Origin of the sequence: Marinifaba aquimaris, assembly GCF_013328345.1 — a bacterium.
Lineage (GTDB): Bacteria > Pseudomonadota > Gammaproteobacteria > Enterobacterales > Alteromonadaceae > Marinifaba > Marinifaba aquimaris.
In genome coordinates, this window is the sequence record NZ_JABULX010000021.1 from 1 (window position 1) to 16,442 (window position 16,442).

The window sequence follows — 16,442 nt, forward strand, 5'->3', positions numbered from 1 at the left end:
GTTCAATGACAGATGGTTATGACTGCTATCAAAATGCACTGGCTGAGAGAGTAAACGGTATTCTTAAAAACGAATACGTGTTAATGAAACCAAATAACCTAAATGAGGCAAGGGAAATGGTAAAACAATCAGTCGATTTATATAATCAACAAAGGCCACATTCGGCCTTAAAATACAAAACGCCCGATGAAATTCATCAGGCGTTTTAATCAAAAAAGTGTCAACCCATACTAGGATGGGTCATATGGGGTAAATGTTGGTTTATGCGCCACAGCACTTTTTGTATTTTTTGCCACTGCCACAAGAGCAGGGGGCATTGCGCTTTGGGGTACTAGAGACCGTTTCTGATTTAGGCTTATTTAATACTGCTTCAAGCTCAACAATATCTTCTGGTTTTTCGCTATCGATTTGAATATCTGCAACGAGTTCGTGCTCGCTTAGCATTGCTTGAATTTCTAACTTACGTTCCTGTGAGTTGACCAACAAAGTCAATGGTTTGAGCTTAGTGCCAAGTTTAACCACATTTTTAGGGTTATAACCTGACGTACCGTATTGACCTTTTTTAGTAATACGACCTTTATAAAAAAACTTTGACATAATGGCCTCTGAGCAGAAAAACAGCAAAGGATATTAACTATCCCAATTTCGGGCGCATTATCCAGCTATTTAAGATGAAAAACAAATGATAACCACAGACTACAGCTAGCTTGCTTGTTTATTAACAACCTTTGAGTAAGCGATGACTTTATTTCTTCCCGTGCGTTTTGCTGTATAGAGGGCCTCATCTGCGTGTTTAAGGAGATCGGCTATTTCCTCATGTGGTTGCATCTGGGCTACACCAAAAGAACTAGTAAGCATTAAATTCTCAGGCCAAACACCATTTGCTATTATCTGTCTTAGTTTTTCAGCAAATAACACGCCATCTGCTTCTGTAGTGACAGGACAAAAAAGCACAAACTCTTCTCCTCCCCAACGAACTAAAATATCTGTGTCGCGTTTATTTGCTTTAATCAAGTTGGCAAAACCTTGTAGTACCAGATCACCCACATCATGGCCGTTTTCATCATTGACACTTTTAAAGTGATCAATATCGAGAAAAACCACACTCGTTGATTCCCCTAGCTCTTTTACACCGCGAGAGAGGGCCGGTAAATATTGACTAAGACCGTGTCTGTTATAAACATCTGTAAGTGAGTCTTTGGTACTGATGTCTGCCAGTTCTTGTTTTTCAATCTCCAATGCCTGATTAATTTTTTCTAATTCATCTTTGAGCTTGCGCTGTTTTTTGGCTTCTAGCGTAGTTTGGTAATAACTTTGTCCTAAAAAGGCAAAACCAAACGCTATCCAAAGCACTAAAATTAACATCAACAAAAGCTCTTTGCTTATCCACTTTCCGTGTAAACGGATATCGTCGATGTATATGGTGTGCTTTCCTGCTTCTCTAAAGTCGCCAGTTGACACTTCTATATAATAGACATTGCTTAATTCGGTTGCCGCATCAAAAGGGGAAAGTGATCTTTCATGCAGCCACCAAGAGGGCACAACAAAGGTATTCAGTGGTATTTTCAGTGGCGCTTGATGTTTGTTGGTATCAAATTGTATTTCATTAATTTTATAGGTCTCCATTTTGGCTTTATCTGTATAAGCATCATCAGCATGGCGCAGATAAAAACGTACTTTTTGCGGGCCTTCGCCAAAAGATAAAATGGATAATTCAATGTGGCTGAACTCAGAAAAATCGATGCCTTTGTCTTGTGCTATTTGAAAACTAACTTCACAAAAAGGCCAGCGATAGCTTTTTTCGATTGTGCAATGCAAAATATAGGAGTCGTCATCTTTGGTGTGGCTAACAAGACTTTTGCCACCGTGGACCTGATCTGACACGATTTGACTATCAATTAAGGTATCGTCGTCTAAAACAAATGTTTTGGTCATACCAAAGTGATGCCAAGTAATTAAACTCAATGTAATTATAATTAACGAGCTAAACAGCGTCTTTAAATTGAGCACAGCGATAAACCAAGTAATTAAATTGGCTATATTTTCCCACAAAAAAATACTTTTAATGTTTCTGTAGCGTTTCTACTTGCTCCTTTATTATTAAAAATTGTTTCAGTAATTTCATTTCTCAATATTTATTACTTTCTGCGATTAATAAGCCTGTCATGTTATTCAAGTTTAATAAAAATTCAGCACTTAATTTTTTCTGCTGATGACGTATTTTCCATCATCAATGTGAATTTAAACGTGTTTTTGTTGGTTAATATTTATTCATACTTTTAAATGACTGTTGCAGTTTTTCGGCAAAAACATGTCAATCCACTTGAAATGAGTTTTAGTCAATTAACTGAGTTTTGGCCGTAGGTAAATTGCTTTGAAACTTATATGTTATGGGGTTTGGCTGTTTATCGTGATGGTTTTTAATCTGTTTTTATTTCTTTGTTATATTTCAAATTGTCATTTTATTAACTCAAAAGTGTAACTTTTTTGTCATTTTGCCCCCGTAATCTTTGCCGCAATTCTAATTAAATCAAAAACAATTCCTTGGGGAAGCAAAAATGCAACTTAAAGATTTATTTAAATTGTCAGCAATCACAGCTGCACTTGTATTAGCTGGTTGTGGTGGTGACATCAAAATTGACGCAACAGAAGATGCGGAAAACATCGTAGTTAAAAACCCAGAGCCATCAGAGCCTACTGAACCAACTGACCCAGTTGTTGAATACCCTGCTGAATCACCAATCACTAAAGGTTTAGCAACACGTGACGCTGCTTTATCTGATCGTTTAGGTAAAGAAGTTTACACAGTTGAAGGTACAATCACTGAAGAAATTTACTTCCACAATGACGTAGTATGGGCATTAAACGGTGCTGTATTTATCGGTCAAGATTCTGCTGAAGGTACAGTGACTGAAGGTACTTCTGTATTATCAATTCAAGCTGGTACAACGGTTATCGGTAAATCAGGTGCTGACGTTTTAGTTGTTTCTCGTGGCTCTCGTATCGAAGCTGCAGGTACTGCTGCTGACCCAATCGTATTCACATCATTCCAAGACGCTGAAGGTACAGTTGACCCAGCAGACTCAGGTTTATGGGGTGGTTTAGTTATCAATGGTCGCGCACCAAACTCAAAAGGTGACAACGTACCTGGTGAAGCAAACACGGGTACATACGGTGGTGACATTGCAGATGATAACTCTGGTACATTACGTTATGTTCAAGTTCGTTTCGCAGGTTTCAAAGTAGACGGTGAAAACGAATTAAACGGTATCGCTTTCCAATCTGTAGGTTCAGCAACAACAGTTGAATACATCCAAGTTCACAACAACTCTGATGATGGTGTTGAGTTCTTCGGTGGTACAGTTAACGCTAAATACGTAGTGTTAACGGGCAACCAAGATGACAGCATGGACTGGACTCAAGGTTGGACAGGTAAAGTACAACACGTTTACATCAAGCAAAACAACGAAGGTGGCGACCACGGTTTTGAAGGTGACGGTTCAGGTTCAGCTGATTCAACACCTAACTCTATGCCACAAATTGCTAACATCACTTTCTTAGGCGGTACGGGCGAGAAATCTAACGGTATGGATATCCGTAAAGGTTCTCAAGGTGCTTTCTATAACTTCGCTTTCAAAGCAACTAACGACAACGCTTGTTTAGATATTGATGACGCTGATGCATTAGGTTATGCAGCAGATGGTTCATTAGATATTCAATACTCTTTCCTAGAGTGTGCTAACAACTACGCAGAAGCTAAAGCAGACGGTTTTGACGCAACAGCTATCCAAACTTGGTTTGAAGGTACTGATACAGATATGAACCGCACAGGTGCTGCTCAGTTAGTTAACTACATGCCTGCTCCAAGTTCACCTTTATTAGGTACGGGCTTAAACGTAGCAAACGAAGTTGATTCATTCTTCGACGAAGTTAACTACGTTGGTGCTTTTGATGGTGAGAATGACTGGACATTAGGTTGGACTTACGGCATCCATAACACAGTTTCACAGTGTCCTTCAGGTACAGTTGAAGTCGCTTCTGTAGATGGTTCAACATTAACGTGTGCTATCTCAGGTACAGTTAAAGGTGAAGTAACATTATCACCTGGCGCACACTACCAGTTATCTGGTGCAGTATTTGTTGGTGACGACACTGCAACTGAAGGTTACACATCTGCTGATGCGGGTGTTTTAAATATCGAGCCAGGTGTAACAGTATTTGGTCAATCAGGTGCTGATTACTTAGTGGTTAGCCGTGGTTCACAAATCAACGCTGTAGGTACAGCTCAAGCGCCAGTTGTGATGACTTCTTACTCTGATGTTATCGGTACAGTAGCTGCTGATGATTCAGGTTTATGGGGTGGTTTAATCATTAACGGTCAAGCGCCAAATTCTAAAGGTGCTAACGTTCCTGGTGAAGCAAATACAGGTACTTACGGTGGTGACATCGCTGATGACAACTCTGGTGCATTAAAGTACTTACAAGTTAAATTCGCTGGCTTTAAAGTTGACGGTGAAAACGAATTAAACGGTATCGCTTTCCAATCTGTAGGTTCTGCTACAGAAGTTGATTACATCCAAGTTCACAACAACTCTGATGACGGTGTTGAGTTCTTCGGCGGTTCAGTAAACGTTAAACACTTAGTATTAACGGGCAACCAAGACGACAGCTTAGACTGGACTCAAGGTTGGACAGGTAAAGTACAACACGTATTAATCAAGCAAAACGATGTGGGCGGCGACCACGCATTTGAAGGTGACGGTTCAGGTTCTGCTGACTCTACACCAAACTCAATGCCTACAATTGCTAACGTAACTTACATCGGTAGCGCAGTAGCGGCTAAATCTAACGGTATGGATATCCGTAAAGGTTCACAAGGTCACTTCTATAACTTCGTATTCGATGCTAAGTCTGAAAACTCTTGTTTAGATATCGATGATGCAGACGCTAAGTCATACGCATTAGACGGTTCTTTATCTCTACAAACTTCAGCTATCGATTGTGTTAAGCCATTCGCTGGTGAAGGTGAAGTAGAAGCTTGGTTCAACATGCCAGGTAACAACGAACAAGTTTCAGGCATCATGGTTGATGAAGCGACATTCGTTCCTGCTTCAACAGGTACAGTTACAGCAACTGATATGAGCACTGTTGATGCATTCTTCGACGCAACTGATTACATCGGTGGTGTTAGAGATGCAAGCGACGAGTGGTGGAAAGGTTGGACTGCAGGTCTTTAATAAAACGGCCTTCTAACTGAATCAGAAGGCGCTCAAAGCGCCTTCTTTTTTGGCTGACGATTCAATCTTTTTTTGAGGCAGAAAAATGAAAAACTCTATTCTTACAAGATCAAGATTAAGTACTTGTATCTTAGCTGCACTGTCTTGCTCAGTAATCCCTTCTCAAGCTTTTGCTAACGAATCTGAAGAAATTCAAATGGAAGAGGTTGTTGCAACCGCTTCTCGTTTAAAAGGTAGTGCTGGCGCTGTATTAGAAGAGCGTAAACAGCAAGCTTTCGTAGCAGACTTACTTGGCGCAGAGCAAATTTCACGTACAGGTGATAGCGACGCGGCATCAGCATTAAAACGTGTTACCGGTTTAACACTTGTTGATGGTAAATTTATTTATGTGCGTGGTTTAGGTGAGCGTTATTCATCAACGACATTAAACGGTGCAAACGTACCGTCACCGGATCCTACGCGTAAAGTTGTACCATTAGATATGTTCCCTGCGGGCATCATCGAGAACTTATCGGTACAAAAAGCTTATTCACCTAGCATGGCAGGTGAGTTTGGTGGTGGTGCGATTGATATTCGTACTAAATCTATTCCTGATGAGTTTGTGTTAAACGTTTCAGGCAAGTTAGGTTACAACACTGAAAACAGTGATGATGGCTTAACGATTTCGGGTGCGGGTAAAGATTTATCAGAGTCAACTCGTCGTAACGCCATTAACTATGGCGTTATCAACGAACAGATTTTATCTATCAAGCTAAACAACCCAGAAGAAGCACAACGCATTGTTGATGAGAGCGCTTTATCTTTCACTAATTCTAACCAAGTGCAAGAAGATAGCATCGACCCTGACTATGGCGTGGGCTTCTCAGTAGCTAACCGTTTTGATATCGACAATGACCAAGTATTTGGTTTCTCTTTTGCGGTTGATTACGAAGATAGCTGGGATAATTCTGAAAAACGTAAAGTGCGTTACGATACGGCTACAGATGGCATTAATGCGATTGAAGACCGTTCAATTTTAAGCACTGAGAACAACATTGATACCAGCGGTATTTTAAACTTAGGTTATGAGTTCAACTCAAACCACCGTTTTGAAACAACCAGTATCTACTTAAACAACGAGCGCGATAAAGTAGAGCGTTCTTCAGGTGAAAGCTTCGACTTTGACTCGTATTCAGATGAATACACGTTATTGTTTGAAGAGCGAGAATTAGTTACGCACCAAATTCGCGGTATGCACAACTTCCCTGAGTGGTGGAATATTGGAGTTGATTGGCAATTCAGTGATTCAAAAGCTGAGCGTAGCGCTCCAGATGAGCGTGGCATTGTTTACTTACCGCGCGGCGGTGAGCAAGGCGGTCAATTAGCATTAGCTGACCAATCAGTGACTCCTGCACTGACGCGTTTCTTCTCTAATCTTGAAGATGAAGCGGAGACATTCCAGTGGAATGCATCATTACCTATTTATACCAACGATTATGAAATCGAATTAAAAGTAGGTGGCGATCACTCTGATAGCTGGCGTGAATCACGTGCTTATTTCTTCCAATACTTATTCAAAAATGGCGATTACTTAACGAACCCAATCGATGAAGTATTAACACCTGAAGTGTTAACATCTGACGATACGCGTTTCCAACAGTTACTTCGTGTTGATGACTACGTAGCTGCACGTAAAATCGATGCAGGTTACGGCCAGTTTGATGTGTTGTACAAAGGTGAGTACCGCATCAGTGGTGGTGTTCGTTACGAAGATTGGCGTCAAGCTATTGTACCTGTAGGTTTTGAAGATAACCGTAAAACACCATTAGACCCAACGCCTGTAGTAGAAGACGTATGGTTACCGGCTTTATCATTCACTTATATTCTTGACCAAGAAAACCAAGTGCGTTTAGGTTACGGTAAAACAATTGTTCGTCCTGATTTAAAAGAGCTTTCACCGGTTCGTTATCTAGACCCATTAACGGATAATCCAATTTTTGGTAACCCATCACTAGAAGTGACAGAGATCCAAAACTTCGATTTACGTTGGGAAAACTATGCTGATAACGGTGATAACTTATCGGTTGCGTTATTCTACAAAGATTTAGATAACCCAATTGAAAACGTGCAATTACCAGGTGCCGATGAGAGTAACGTCACTTTCATTAACGCTAAATCGGGTGAAGTATATGGTGTGGAAGTTGAGTTCTTAAAAGACTTAAGCTTCATGGGTGACTTTATGTCTCAGTTCTTCTTATCAGGTAACGTGACATTAAGTGATTCTGAAATCACTATCCCAGATACTTACTACTATTACAGCCTTGCTAACCAAGCATTATTACCTATTACATCTGATGACAATGCTTATGTGACAAACAAATCTCGTCGCATGACAGGTCATTCAGAATATGTAATTAACATGCAGCTGGGTTATGACTCAGTGAATGGTGAGCACTCAGCATCTGTTGTATACAACGTATTTGGTGAGCGTGTGATGAGTGCAGGTATCGATAACATGCCTGACTTAGAAGAAGAGCCAATTCACTCTTTAGACTTGGTTTACACGTATTACCCAACGTTTGAAACTAAGGTTAACTTCAAGATCAAAAATATCTTAGATGAGAGCCAAGAATTCACTCGTATGGGACAAACAGCCGAAGAAAAAACAAAGGGTACAGAGTTTAGTTTAGGTTTCTCTTGGGACTTCTAATCTAACTTTTTCCTAGGTTTATTCAAAAGCCCCGCATTTTGCGGGGCTTTTTGCGTTTTGAAACACTCATAATAATGACAAATGGCAAAGGCACTGGAATAATATAATAAGAAACAAGGTTAATTTAAGGCTGTTATGTCAGACGCAATACAGAGTCGAATTCAAACATTAATTCAAACACTCAACGACTATAACCATCAGTACTATGTACTTGATCAACCAACGGTACCAGATGCAGAGTACGACAGGTTGATGATTGAGTTGAAAGAACTTGAAGCCAAGCACCCTGAATATTTGCAGGTTGACTCACCCAGCCAAAAAGTCGGTGGCGCCGCATTAGATGCATTTGAGCAAATTGAACACGAACTACCTATGTTGTCGCTTGATAATGCTTTTAGCGATGATGACTTACAAGCCTTTGAAAAACGTATCCACGATAGGTTAAAAGATAACGCAGCGATCACCTTTTGCTGTGAACCCAAACTTGATGGTTTGGCGGTGTCCTTGTTATATCGAGATGGTAAATTAATTCGCGGTGCTACGCGCGGTGATGGTCGTATTGGCGAGAATATTACTGAAAATGTTAAAACGATTCGCAGTATTCCACTTTCACTTCGCGGCGAAGTGGGCGTTGATTTCCCTACGGTATTGGAAGTTCGCGGCGAAGTTTTTATGCCAAAAGCGGGTTTTGACAAATTAAACGAAACACAAAAAGCCAAAAGGGAAAAAACGTTTGCTAACCCGAGAAATGCCGCTGCTGGCAGCCTTCGCCAGCTAGATTCAAAAATTACTGCGACAAGACCGCTTAGCTTTTACGCCTACTCAGTAGGTTATATTGAAGGCGATACCAATTTACTTGCCGATAGCCATTATCAGCGAATGCAGCAATTAAAAACGCTTGGTTTACCTGTTAGCCCTGAAGTTAAACAAGCCATTAGCGCCGTTGAATGTGCACTTTACTACGGTTTAATTGGTAGTAAGCGAGATGCACTACCTTATGAAATTGACGGTGTCGTTTACAAAGTCGATAACATTGCATTACAGGAACAACTTGGCTTTGTTGCCCGAGCACCGCGCTGGGCCACATCACATAAGTTTCCTGCTCAAGAAGAAATTACCACCTTACTTGATGTTGAATTTCAGGTTGGACGAACAGGTGCAATCACTCCCGTAGCCCGCCTTGAGCCAGTATTTGTCGGTGGTGTTACCGTATCTAATGCTACTTTACACAATGCTGATGAGATAGCGCGTTTGGGCATTAAAATTGGCGATAGCGTTGTTATTCGACGAGCAGGTGATGTGATACCACAAATCGCCTCGGTTGTACTTGAGCGCCGCCCAGAAGATGCTAAAGCCATTACCTTCCCAACACAGTGTCCAGTTTGTGACTCAGATGTTGAACGCGTGGCAGATGAAGCCGTCACACGATGTAGCGCAGGCCTTTATTGCCAGGCTCAATTAAAAGAATCACTGAAACACTTTGTATCGCGAAAAGCGCTAAATGTTGATGGCTTAGGTGACAAACTAATTGAAGCTCTCGTTGATAAAGAAATGGTGAAAACGCCTGCTGACTTATTTCGCTTACACGAATTTGATGTCGCATGTATGGAGCGAATGGGACAAAAGTCTGCAGCTAAATTGATTAAAAACCTCGACAAAGCTAAAGCAACTAGCCTAGCTAAATTTGTCTATTCTTTAGGTATCCGTGAAGTTGGGGAAGCAACGGCGCAAAACCTCGCTAATCATTTTTTAACACTCGAAAATATACAAGCTGCCAATGAAGAGGCCTTACTTGCTGTATCTGATATCGGTCAAATAGTGGCAAAGCACATCCTTGCCTTTTTCAAAGAACCACATAATCAAACCGTTGTTAATGAGTTGCTTGAACTGGGTTTATCTTGGGCTGATATCGAAGTTAAAGATGAAGGCGATTTAGTACTCGCTGGGCAAACATTTGTTTTGACTGGTACGTTATCGTCAATGGGACGCAATGATGCAAAAGCAAAATTACAAGCTTTAGGTGCAAAAGTCGCTGGCAGTGTTTCTGCTAAAACGCATTGTTTAGTTGCGGGTGAAAAAGCGGGTTCAAAATTAACTAAAGCGCAAGATCTCGGTGTACAAGTATGGACCGAGGAAGATATGCTGAAGTTCTTTACCGAACAAGGTGTATAAACGCTCGTCAAATGGGTAATCAACTGCCGATAGGTATATTTGACTCTGGAATAGGTGGCTTGTCTTTACTTAGAGAAGTTCAGGCTAAGCTACCGTCCGAACATCTCATTTATATTGCCGATACTGCTTATGCGCCCTATGGCGATAAAACCGCTGAGGTTATTGAAGCGCGTGCTTTTGCTCTAACCCAATATTTAATTGAACAAGGCGCAAAAGTCATTCTTGTTGCCTGTAATACGGCCACAGTCAATGTCATTAATTTATTACGAGTAGAGTTTCCAAATATCCCTTTTGTGGGTATTGAGCCTGCCGTTAAACCTGCCATTTTAGACAAAAATACTAAAGTAGTTACTGTTTGGGCAACTGCAAAAACAGCAACTAGCCAAAGGCTTAAAGATTTAGTTGATACTCATTACTGCCCACAAACCAAAGTACATATTCAGGCTTGTCATGGGCTGGCATCTGAAATTGAAAAAGGTGATATCGCTTCCATTTCACTTGAGCAGTTAGTCACCGAATATCTAAATGAGCTTGTTGTAACTGGCACGGATACTTTAGTACTAGCTTGTACTCACTACCCTTTTGTTTTGCCTGTTATAGAGGCTATTTGGCCAACGTTGAGCCAGCAATCGTTAACGGTTATTGAACCCGCTGGTGCTGTGGTTAAACACCTTAAACATATTTTGAACGATAAAACCTTATTAAACTCCGATGAATTTGAAGGGGAGACGTGTTATCTAACCACAGGCGTTGCTGGTGCGTTAAAACAAAGTATTCTTTCTTTGTTTAATAAAAATGTGTCAGTAGATAAGATTGAGGTTTAAATGCAGGCATTTTTAATAAAGCTAAGTCAGTTTACTCGTCCTTACCTAGATGAAGTTGCTTTGGCTGTTGTGGCTACACTTATGGTCATTTACGGTGATGTGATCAATAAACACATACGCCAAATGTTAAAAAATTTGCCTTTTATTGTTCGTGCTTTTTTGTTTATTTGGATTTGTGCATTCGGCTACGGTGCCGCCATTATCTTTTTAACACCTTTTACCACCCAACTACTTAGCCAAATTGGTAATCAATATTTGTTTGTCGCATTAATGGGTATTTTCACGACATTAGGTTTGCTCGCTGAACGAAGACGTTATATGTAAGTCGTCTTTTATAATGATATGGGATAAGAAATGAGCTGGGAATTGTTTTTATCTGCGGTGGTTTTTATTGCTTCTGCTTCTATTACGCCAGGCCCAAACAATATTATGATCATGACATCGGGGTTAAACCACGGTGTTAAAGCCAGTTTAAATCACTTATTGGGCATCAGTATTGGTTTTCCTTGTTTATTTATTGCTATGGGGCTAGGGGCAGGGCAGCTATTTGAGACCTGGCCATTTCTTCATACCCTGATCACAGCTTTGGGTTTGGTGTATTTACTGTATCTTGCTTATTTGATTGCCACTTCAGACCCAACAGAACTCAAAGGCAAACAGCGTCAACCTCTTACATTTATACAAGCAGCTGGTTTTCAGCTTTTGAATGGCAAGGCTTGGATCATGGGGATGAGTGCGATTGCTGTTTTTACTCAAGCTGAACAGGCGATGTTACCTCAAGTACTTAAGCTAACAGCAATATTTGCGGTTTTTACGCTCTTATCTTGCTCTATCTGGTTAGTGTTCGGTCAGGCACTACAAAAGGTTTTAAAACAAGCTCATCATCAGGTGATATTTAATCGAGTGATGGCTTCATTGTTAGTGTTATCTATTATCCCTTCAATCACACACCTGTTTTAACAAAAAAGGCGCTTATTGCGCCTTTTCTTCATCTTCCTTTTCGTCTTCTTCATCTTCTTTTTGAGCATCTCCCTTTGCTTTTTTGATTCTTGCTTGCTCTTTTTCAAACTTCTCTATCGCGTTGGGGAGCAGCGGCTCTATGGTTTTATACATAATAGGATGGATGACAAGTGGGTAGCCAAGCACAATACCCAGTAATGGCATGATGAATTCTGATGAGCCAAAGCTTCTCGCTAACCAAATAAATAAAATAGACAAAAGTGCTAATTTTAAGATGTTTAACATCATTTTTTTCGGAACGGGTAGTTCAGCCATAGCGATCGCAAGAATTTGAGCTCTTTGATTAAAACGGTAGTTTTTTAAACAAGGGATCAAGGATGATTTGAAATAAATGGCCATAACTTCTCTCTTAAAATCAGTGAGCCGCTATTATATTCTTTCAACGCTCAGATAACAAAAAATAGGAAAATTTAGGACTAGGCTTAACTTAGTGCTATAATCTGGCGCCATTTTTATTGCCTATAGTTAGTTCAGGGCTTTTGTTTTTTCAGTTAAGAGGTTTTCATGTTACCCGTTATTGCTTTAGTTGGTCGTCCTAATGTGGGTAAGTCGACTTTATTTAATCGCTTAACCAAAACTCGCGATGCCTTAGTTGCAGATTTCCCTGGACTGACACGTGATCGTAAATACGGTCAAGCTCAATACCAAGGCTATCAATTTATTGTTATTGATACTGGTGGTATTACAGGTGATGAGCAAGGTATTGATGCTGAAATGGCTGAGCAATCGTTACAAGCGATTGAGGAAGCCGATGTTGTACTTTTCCTTGTTGATGCAAGAGCTGGCGTCACATCAGCAGATGAAATCTTAGCAAATGAATTTAGAAAGTTAGACAAAGAAGTTCACCTTGTTGTTAATAAGACAGATGGTATCGATGCAGATAGTCATTCAGCTGAATTCTACAGTTTAGCCTTGGGTGATTGTTATCAAATCGCAGCATCTCATGGGCGTGGTGTGACTCAATTACTGGAAAAGTTACTGCTTCCATTACAAGAACAATTTCCCGACATGCTAGTGCCTGAAGAGGAAGAGCTTGATGATTTCGATCGTGAAGTACTGGCTCTAGAAGCGGCTGAGCGCGGTGAAGTTTTAGAAGATGAAAGTGAAACTGAACTGGCAGAAGAGTTTACAGATAAGCCAATTAAGTTAGCTATCATCGGTCGACCTAATGTAGGTAAGTCTACACTTACTAACCGCATGCTAGGTGAAGAGCGAGTGATTGTTTACGATATGCCTGGTACGACTCGCGATAGTATCTATATTCCAATGGAGCGTGAAGAGCAAAAGTACGTACTGATAGATACAGCAGGTGTACGTAAACGCAAAAAAGTAAACGAAACGGTCGAGAAGTTTTCCGTTATTAAAACGCTAAAAGCCATTGAAGATTCAAATGTCGTTTTAGTGGTGATTGATGCGCGCGATAGCGTCAGTGATCAAGATTTAAGCTTGATCGGTTTTGCCCTTAACGCTGGTCGTTCGATCGTTATTGCTGTTAATAAATGGGACGGTTTACAAGAGCACGTTAAAGAACAAATTAAATCTGATATTGACCGCCGTATGGGCTTTATTGATTTTGCTCGTTTGCACTTTATTTCTGCTTTACATGGTACAGGCGTTGGGCACTTATATGAGTCTATTCAAGAAGCTTATTTATCGGCAACGAAAAAGCTAACGACTTCACTTTGTACCCGTATTATGAAAATGGCACAAGAAGATCACCAGCCGCCTATGGTTCGTGGTCGTCGTGTGAAACTAAAATACGCGCACGCAGGTGGTCATAACCCACCTAGAATTATCATTCACGGTACGTTAGTGGGTGAGTTGCCTGATTCATATAAGCGTTATTTAATTAACTATTATCGCCGCACATTAGAAATGATGGGGACGCCGATTAAAGTTGAATTCAAGACAACAGATAACCCGTTTGCCAAAGATTTAACGCCTGCACAGCAACAAGCAAAACATCGTCAGCGCCTTACTGAGTTTAAGCTAAAACATAACAAGCGTTTGAGATAGCTCCTGTTAATCGAATTTAAAATAAAAAGCCCCGCATAAAGTGGGGCTTTTTGTTTACATTAGTGGCCTATTTTACACTTTTTAAATTGCCTTATATCTGAGCGAGCAATTTACAAAAAAACTTCCATACTCTCTAATAGCCAGCCTTATTTTTGGCCGAGTTTTATTCAGGCTATTCGCAGGAGTCAGTATGGAAATTTTATCTGCGGCATTGATCTTCTTTTTGATCATGGACCCGCTTGGCAACATCCCCATTGTTATTTCATGTTTAAAAGACATAGAAGAAAGACGTCGCTATAAGATCTTAATTCGCGAGTTATTGATCTCGTTACTTTTAATGATGGCGTTTTTACTCTGGGGCCAAAATATTCTTGATTTTCTTCATTTAAAACAAGAAACCGTTGGCGTATCGGGCGGTATTATTTTATTTATTATCGCCCTTCGAATGATATTCCCATCGCGCCATGGCGGGTCTATAACGGGCCTGAAAAAAGGTGAAGAGCCTTTTATCGTGCCGTTAGCTGTGCCTATGATTGCAGGGCCTTCAATTTTAGCTTCTGTAATATTGTTAACCAACCAACAACCTGATCGCGTGTTGGATTGGGGCATTGCCTTGTTTATTGCTTGGTTAGCTTCGTCCATTATTTTAATGGCAGCACCGTTTTTACAACGCGTACTGGGTGATAAAGGCACGGCCGCTACTGAACGTTTAATGGGGATGATCTTAATAATGATCGCGGTACAAATGTTAATGGATGGCGTGAAAAACTTCTTCGCTACTTAACGTTAAATCACTTGTTAGATAAACAAAAAGCCCAGCGGTTGCTGGGCTTTTCATTATAAAGTTTACATTAAGCTAATAATTAGCTTCTTTGTACCACTGACTCAAATAAGTCGAAGTACGTTGGGAATGTTTTGGCTGTACACTTAGGGTCGTTGATTGTCATTGCGGTGTTCCCCATTGCTGCTAATGAGAAACACATGGCGATACGGTGATCGTCATAGGTATCGATTGCAGCGTGTGTCAACTGTGCTGGTGGCTCAACAACGATGTAATCTTCACCTTCTTCAACTGTCGCACCCACTTTTCTCAATTCAGTGGCCATAGCATTTAAACGGTCCGTTTCTTTAACACGCCAGTTGTAAATATTGCGAATTGCTGTTGTCCCTTTGGCAAATAAAGCTGTTGTTGCAATAGTCATTGCCGCATCTGGGATGTGGTTTAAGTCGACATCAACTGCGTTAAGTTCACCAGTGCCTGTCACTTCAATGTATTCATCTTGCCAGATGACTTTAGCACCCATCATCTCAAGTACTTCAGCAAAACGAGCATCACCTTGAACGCTCTTTGTACCTACACCGTTTACTTTGATTGTGCCGCCTTTGATTGCAGCGGCTGCCAAGAAGTACGAAGCGGATGATGCATCACCTTCAACTAAAACTCGGCCTGGAGACTGGTAAGTTTGATTGCCTTTTACACGGAATACTTCAAAGTTGTCATTTTCAACTTCAACACCAAATAGTTTCATTAGGTGTAGCGTAATTTCAATGTAAGGTTTAGATACTAGCTCGTCGATTAGCACAATTTCCATATCGCCTTGAGCTAATGGAGCTGCCATTAACAATGCAGTTAAAAACTGGCTAGAAATACTGCCTTTTATCTCAACTCTGCCACCTTTAAGGCCTGTTGCGTTTATTTTTAATGGTGGAAAGTCTGTATCTTTTAAATAATCAATATCCGCACCCACTTGGCGTAAAGCATCAACTAAGTGGCCAATCGGACGTTCAAACATTCTTGGCTCACCCGTTAACGTGAACTCGCCTTGACCTAAACAAAGTGCCGCACAAAGTGGACGCATCGCTGTACCAGCATTACCTAAGAATAATTCTTCACTACCCGAGATAGAAAGTGGGCCAGCTAAACCTGTTACTTTACATTCGCTTTTGTCGTCTGAAAGTGCGTAATTGACGCCAAGCTTAGAAAGGGCAGTTAGCATGTGACGGATATCGTCACTATCGAGTAGGTTAGTAACTTGCGTTTCGCCTTGTGCCATTGCGGCTAATAATAAAATACGGTTTGATAAACTTTTAGAACCAGGAATGGTTACCTCACCAGAGACATGTGAGATAGGTTGAATCGTTAAGCTTTCCATTATTATTTCGTTATTGATCTTATTTGTGTGACGAAGATTATCACAAAAGTGAGCAAAATGGCGGCTAACTTTATAGCGTTATTGACTAACTTGTAAAATTAACGTCAATGGGGCTTGATTAAAGGGGCTGCTTTATGGATAATGCGCCCGCTTTCGCATTATGGTGACTTTATCGGTTGCCTCGCAATGATAGCTCGTGAACCTGGTCAGGCCCGGAAGGGAGCAGCCACAGCGTGTGACTCATGTGCCGAGGATTGGCTGGTAAGGTCGCCACCTCTTCTTACTAAATCATCTAGAATTTACCAAATACCGTCAATAAATAGTGTTTATA

The 16,442-nt window shown here is 40.7% G+C and carries 13 protein-coding genes and 1 other RNA gene; 10 read left to right on the forward strand and 4 right to left on the reverse strand.

All coding sequences use genetic code 11. The features are described from left to right. A partial coding sequence (locus HR060_RS13030) for an integrase core domain-containing protein (protein WP_174198497.1) occupies positions 1 to 209 on the forward strand: 209 nt, incomplete at its 5' end. A 52-nt stretch (positions 210 to 261) separates the two neighbouring features. Here HR060_RS13030 and HR060_RS13035 read toward each other — a convergent pair. Together HR060_RS13035 and HR060_RS13040 are read right to left on the reverse strand one after the other, a co-directional pair. Beyond that, on the reverse strand, positions 262 to 597 hold the full coding sequence (locus HR060_RS13035; RefSeq protein ID WP_174200738.1) for a PBPRA1643 family SWIM/SEC-C metal-binding motif protein: 336 nt from the start codon (positions 595 to 597) through the stop codon (positions 262 to 264). A gap of 105 nt (positions 598 to 702) precedes the next feature. Continuing rightward, positions 703 to 1,935, reverse strand: coding sequence for a GGDEF domain-containing protein (locus HR060_RS13040; RefSeq protein WP_174200739.1), 1,233 nt, complete (start codon positions 1,933 to 1,935; stop codon positions 703 to 705). Between the two features lie 623 nt (positions 1,936 to 2,558). On the opposite strand from HR060_RS13040, the gene HR060_RS13045 reads away from it, so the two are divergent. From HR060_RS13045 to HR060_RS13070, 6 genes are all read left to right on the forward strand, one after another. Beyond that, complete coding sequence (locus HR060_RS13045) at positions 2,559 to 5,237, forward strand: hypothetical protein (protein ID WP_174200740.1); 2,679 nt, start codon at positions 2,559 to 2,561, stop codon at positions 5,235 to 5,237. An 85-nt stretch (positions 5,238 to 5,322) separates the two neighbouring features. Next, the gene (locus tag HR060_RS13050; RefSeq protein ID WP_174200741.1) at positions 5,323 to 7,926 is read left to right on the forward strand and encodes a TonB-dependent receptor domain-containing protein; all 2,604 of its coding nucleotides are present in this window, start codon (positions 5,323 to 5,325) and stop codon (positions 7,924 to 7,926) included. A gap of 135 nt (positions 7,927 to 8,061) precedes the next feature. Next, the gene (gene ligA, locus HR060_RS13055) at positions 8,062 to 10,098 is read left to right on the forward strand and encodes an NAD-dependent DNA ligase LigA (RefSeq protein ID WP_174200742.1); all 2,037 of its coding nucleotides are present in this window, start codon (positions 8,062 to 8,064) and stop codon (positions 10,096 to 10,098) included. Positions 10,099 to 10,109: 11 nt separating this feature from the next. Next, positions 10,110 to 10,922 carry a glutamate racemase gene (murI, locus tag HR060_RS13060; protein WP_174200743.1) on the forward strand — a complete coding sequence of 271 codons (813 nt, stop codon included), beginning with the start codon at positions 10,110 to 10,112 and terminating at the stop codon, positions 10,920 to 10,922. Further along, positions 10,923 to 11,246, forward strand: a complete 324-nt coding sequence (locus HR060_RS13065) for a DUF3392 domain-containing protein (protein ID WP_174200744.1) — start codon at positions 10,923 to 10,925, stop codon at positions 11,244 to 11,246. Positions 11,247 to 11,276: 30 nt separating this feature from the next. Further along, the gene (locus HR060_RS13070; protein ID WP_174200745.1) at positions 11,277 to 11,882 is read left to right on the forward strand and encodes a LysE family translocator; all 606 of its coding nucleotides are present in this window, start codon (positions 11,277 to 11,279) and stop codon (positions 11,880 to 11,882) included. 12 nt (positions 11,883 to 11,894) lie between these two features. Here HR060_RS13070 and HR060_RS13075 read toward each other — a convergent pair whose 3' ends face one another. Beyond that, positions 11,895 to 12,281, reverse strand: coding sequence for a DUF6170 family protein (locus HR060_RS13075; protein ID WP_174200746.1), 387 nt, complete (start codon positions 12,279 to 12,281; stop codon positions 11,895 to 11,897). Positions 12,282 to 12,446: 165 nt separating this feature from the next. On the opposite strand from HR060_RS13075, the gene der reads away from it, so the two are divergent. After that, positions 12,447 to 13,958 carry a ribosome biogenesis GTPase Der gene (gene der, locus HR060_RS13080; RefSeq protein ID WP_174200747.1) on the forward strand — a complete coding sequence of 504 codons (1,512 nt, stop codon included), beginning with the start codon at positions 12,447 to 12,449 and terminating at the stop codon, positions 13,956 to 13,958. Between the two features lie 190 nt (positions 13,959 to 14,148). Further along, positions 14,149 to 14,742, forward strand: a complete 594-nt coding sequence (locus HR060_RS13085) for a YhgN family NAAT transporter (protein WP_174200748.1) — start codon at positions 14,149 to 14,151, stop codon at positions 14,740 to 14,742. 79 nt (positions 14,743 to 14,821) lie between these two features. Here the strand turns inward: HR060_RS13085 and aroA are convergent, their stop codons facing one another. After that, a complete protein-coding gene (gene aroA / locus HR060_RS13090) occupies positions 14,822 to 16,111 on the reverse strand; it encodes a 3-phosphoshikimate 1-carboxyvinyltransferase (protein WP_174200749.1) in 1,290 nt (429 codons plus the stop codon). Positions 16,112 to 16,281: 170 nt separating this feature from the next. On the opposite strand from aroA, the gene ffs reads away from it, so the two are divergent. After that, an RNA gene (gene ffs / locus HR060_RS13095) (signal recognition particle sRNA small type) lies at positions 16,282 to 16,378 on the forward strand. Positions 16,379 to 16,442: the final 64 nt, after the last annotated feature.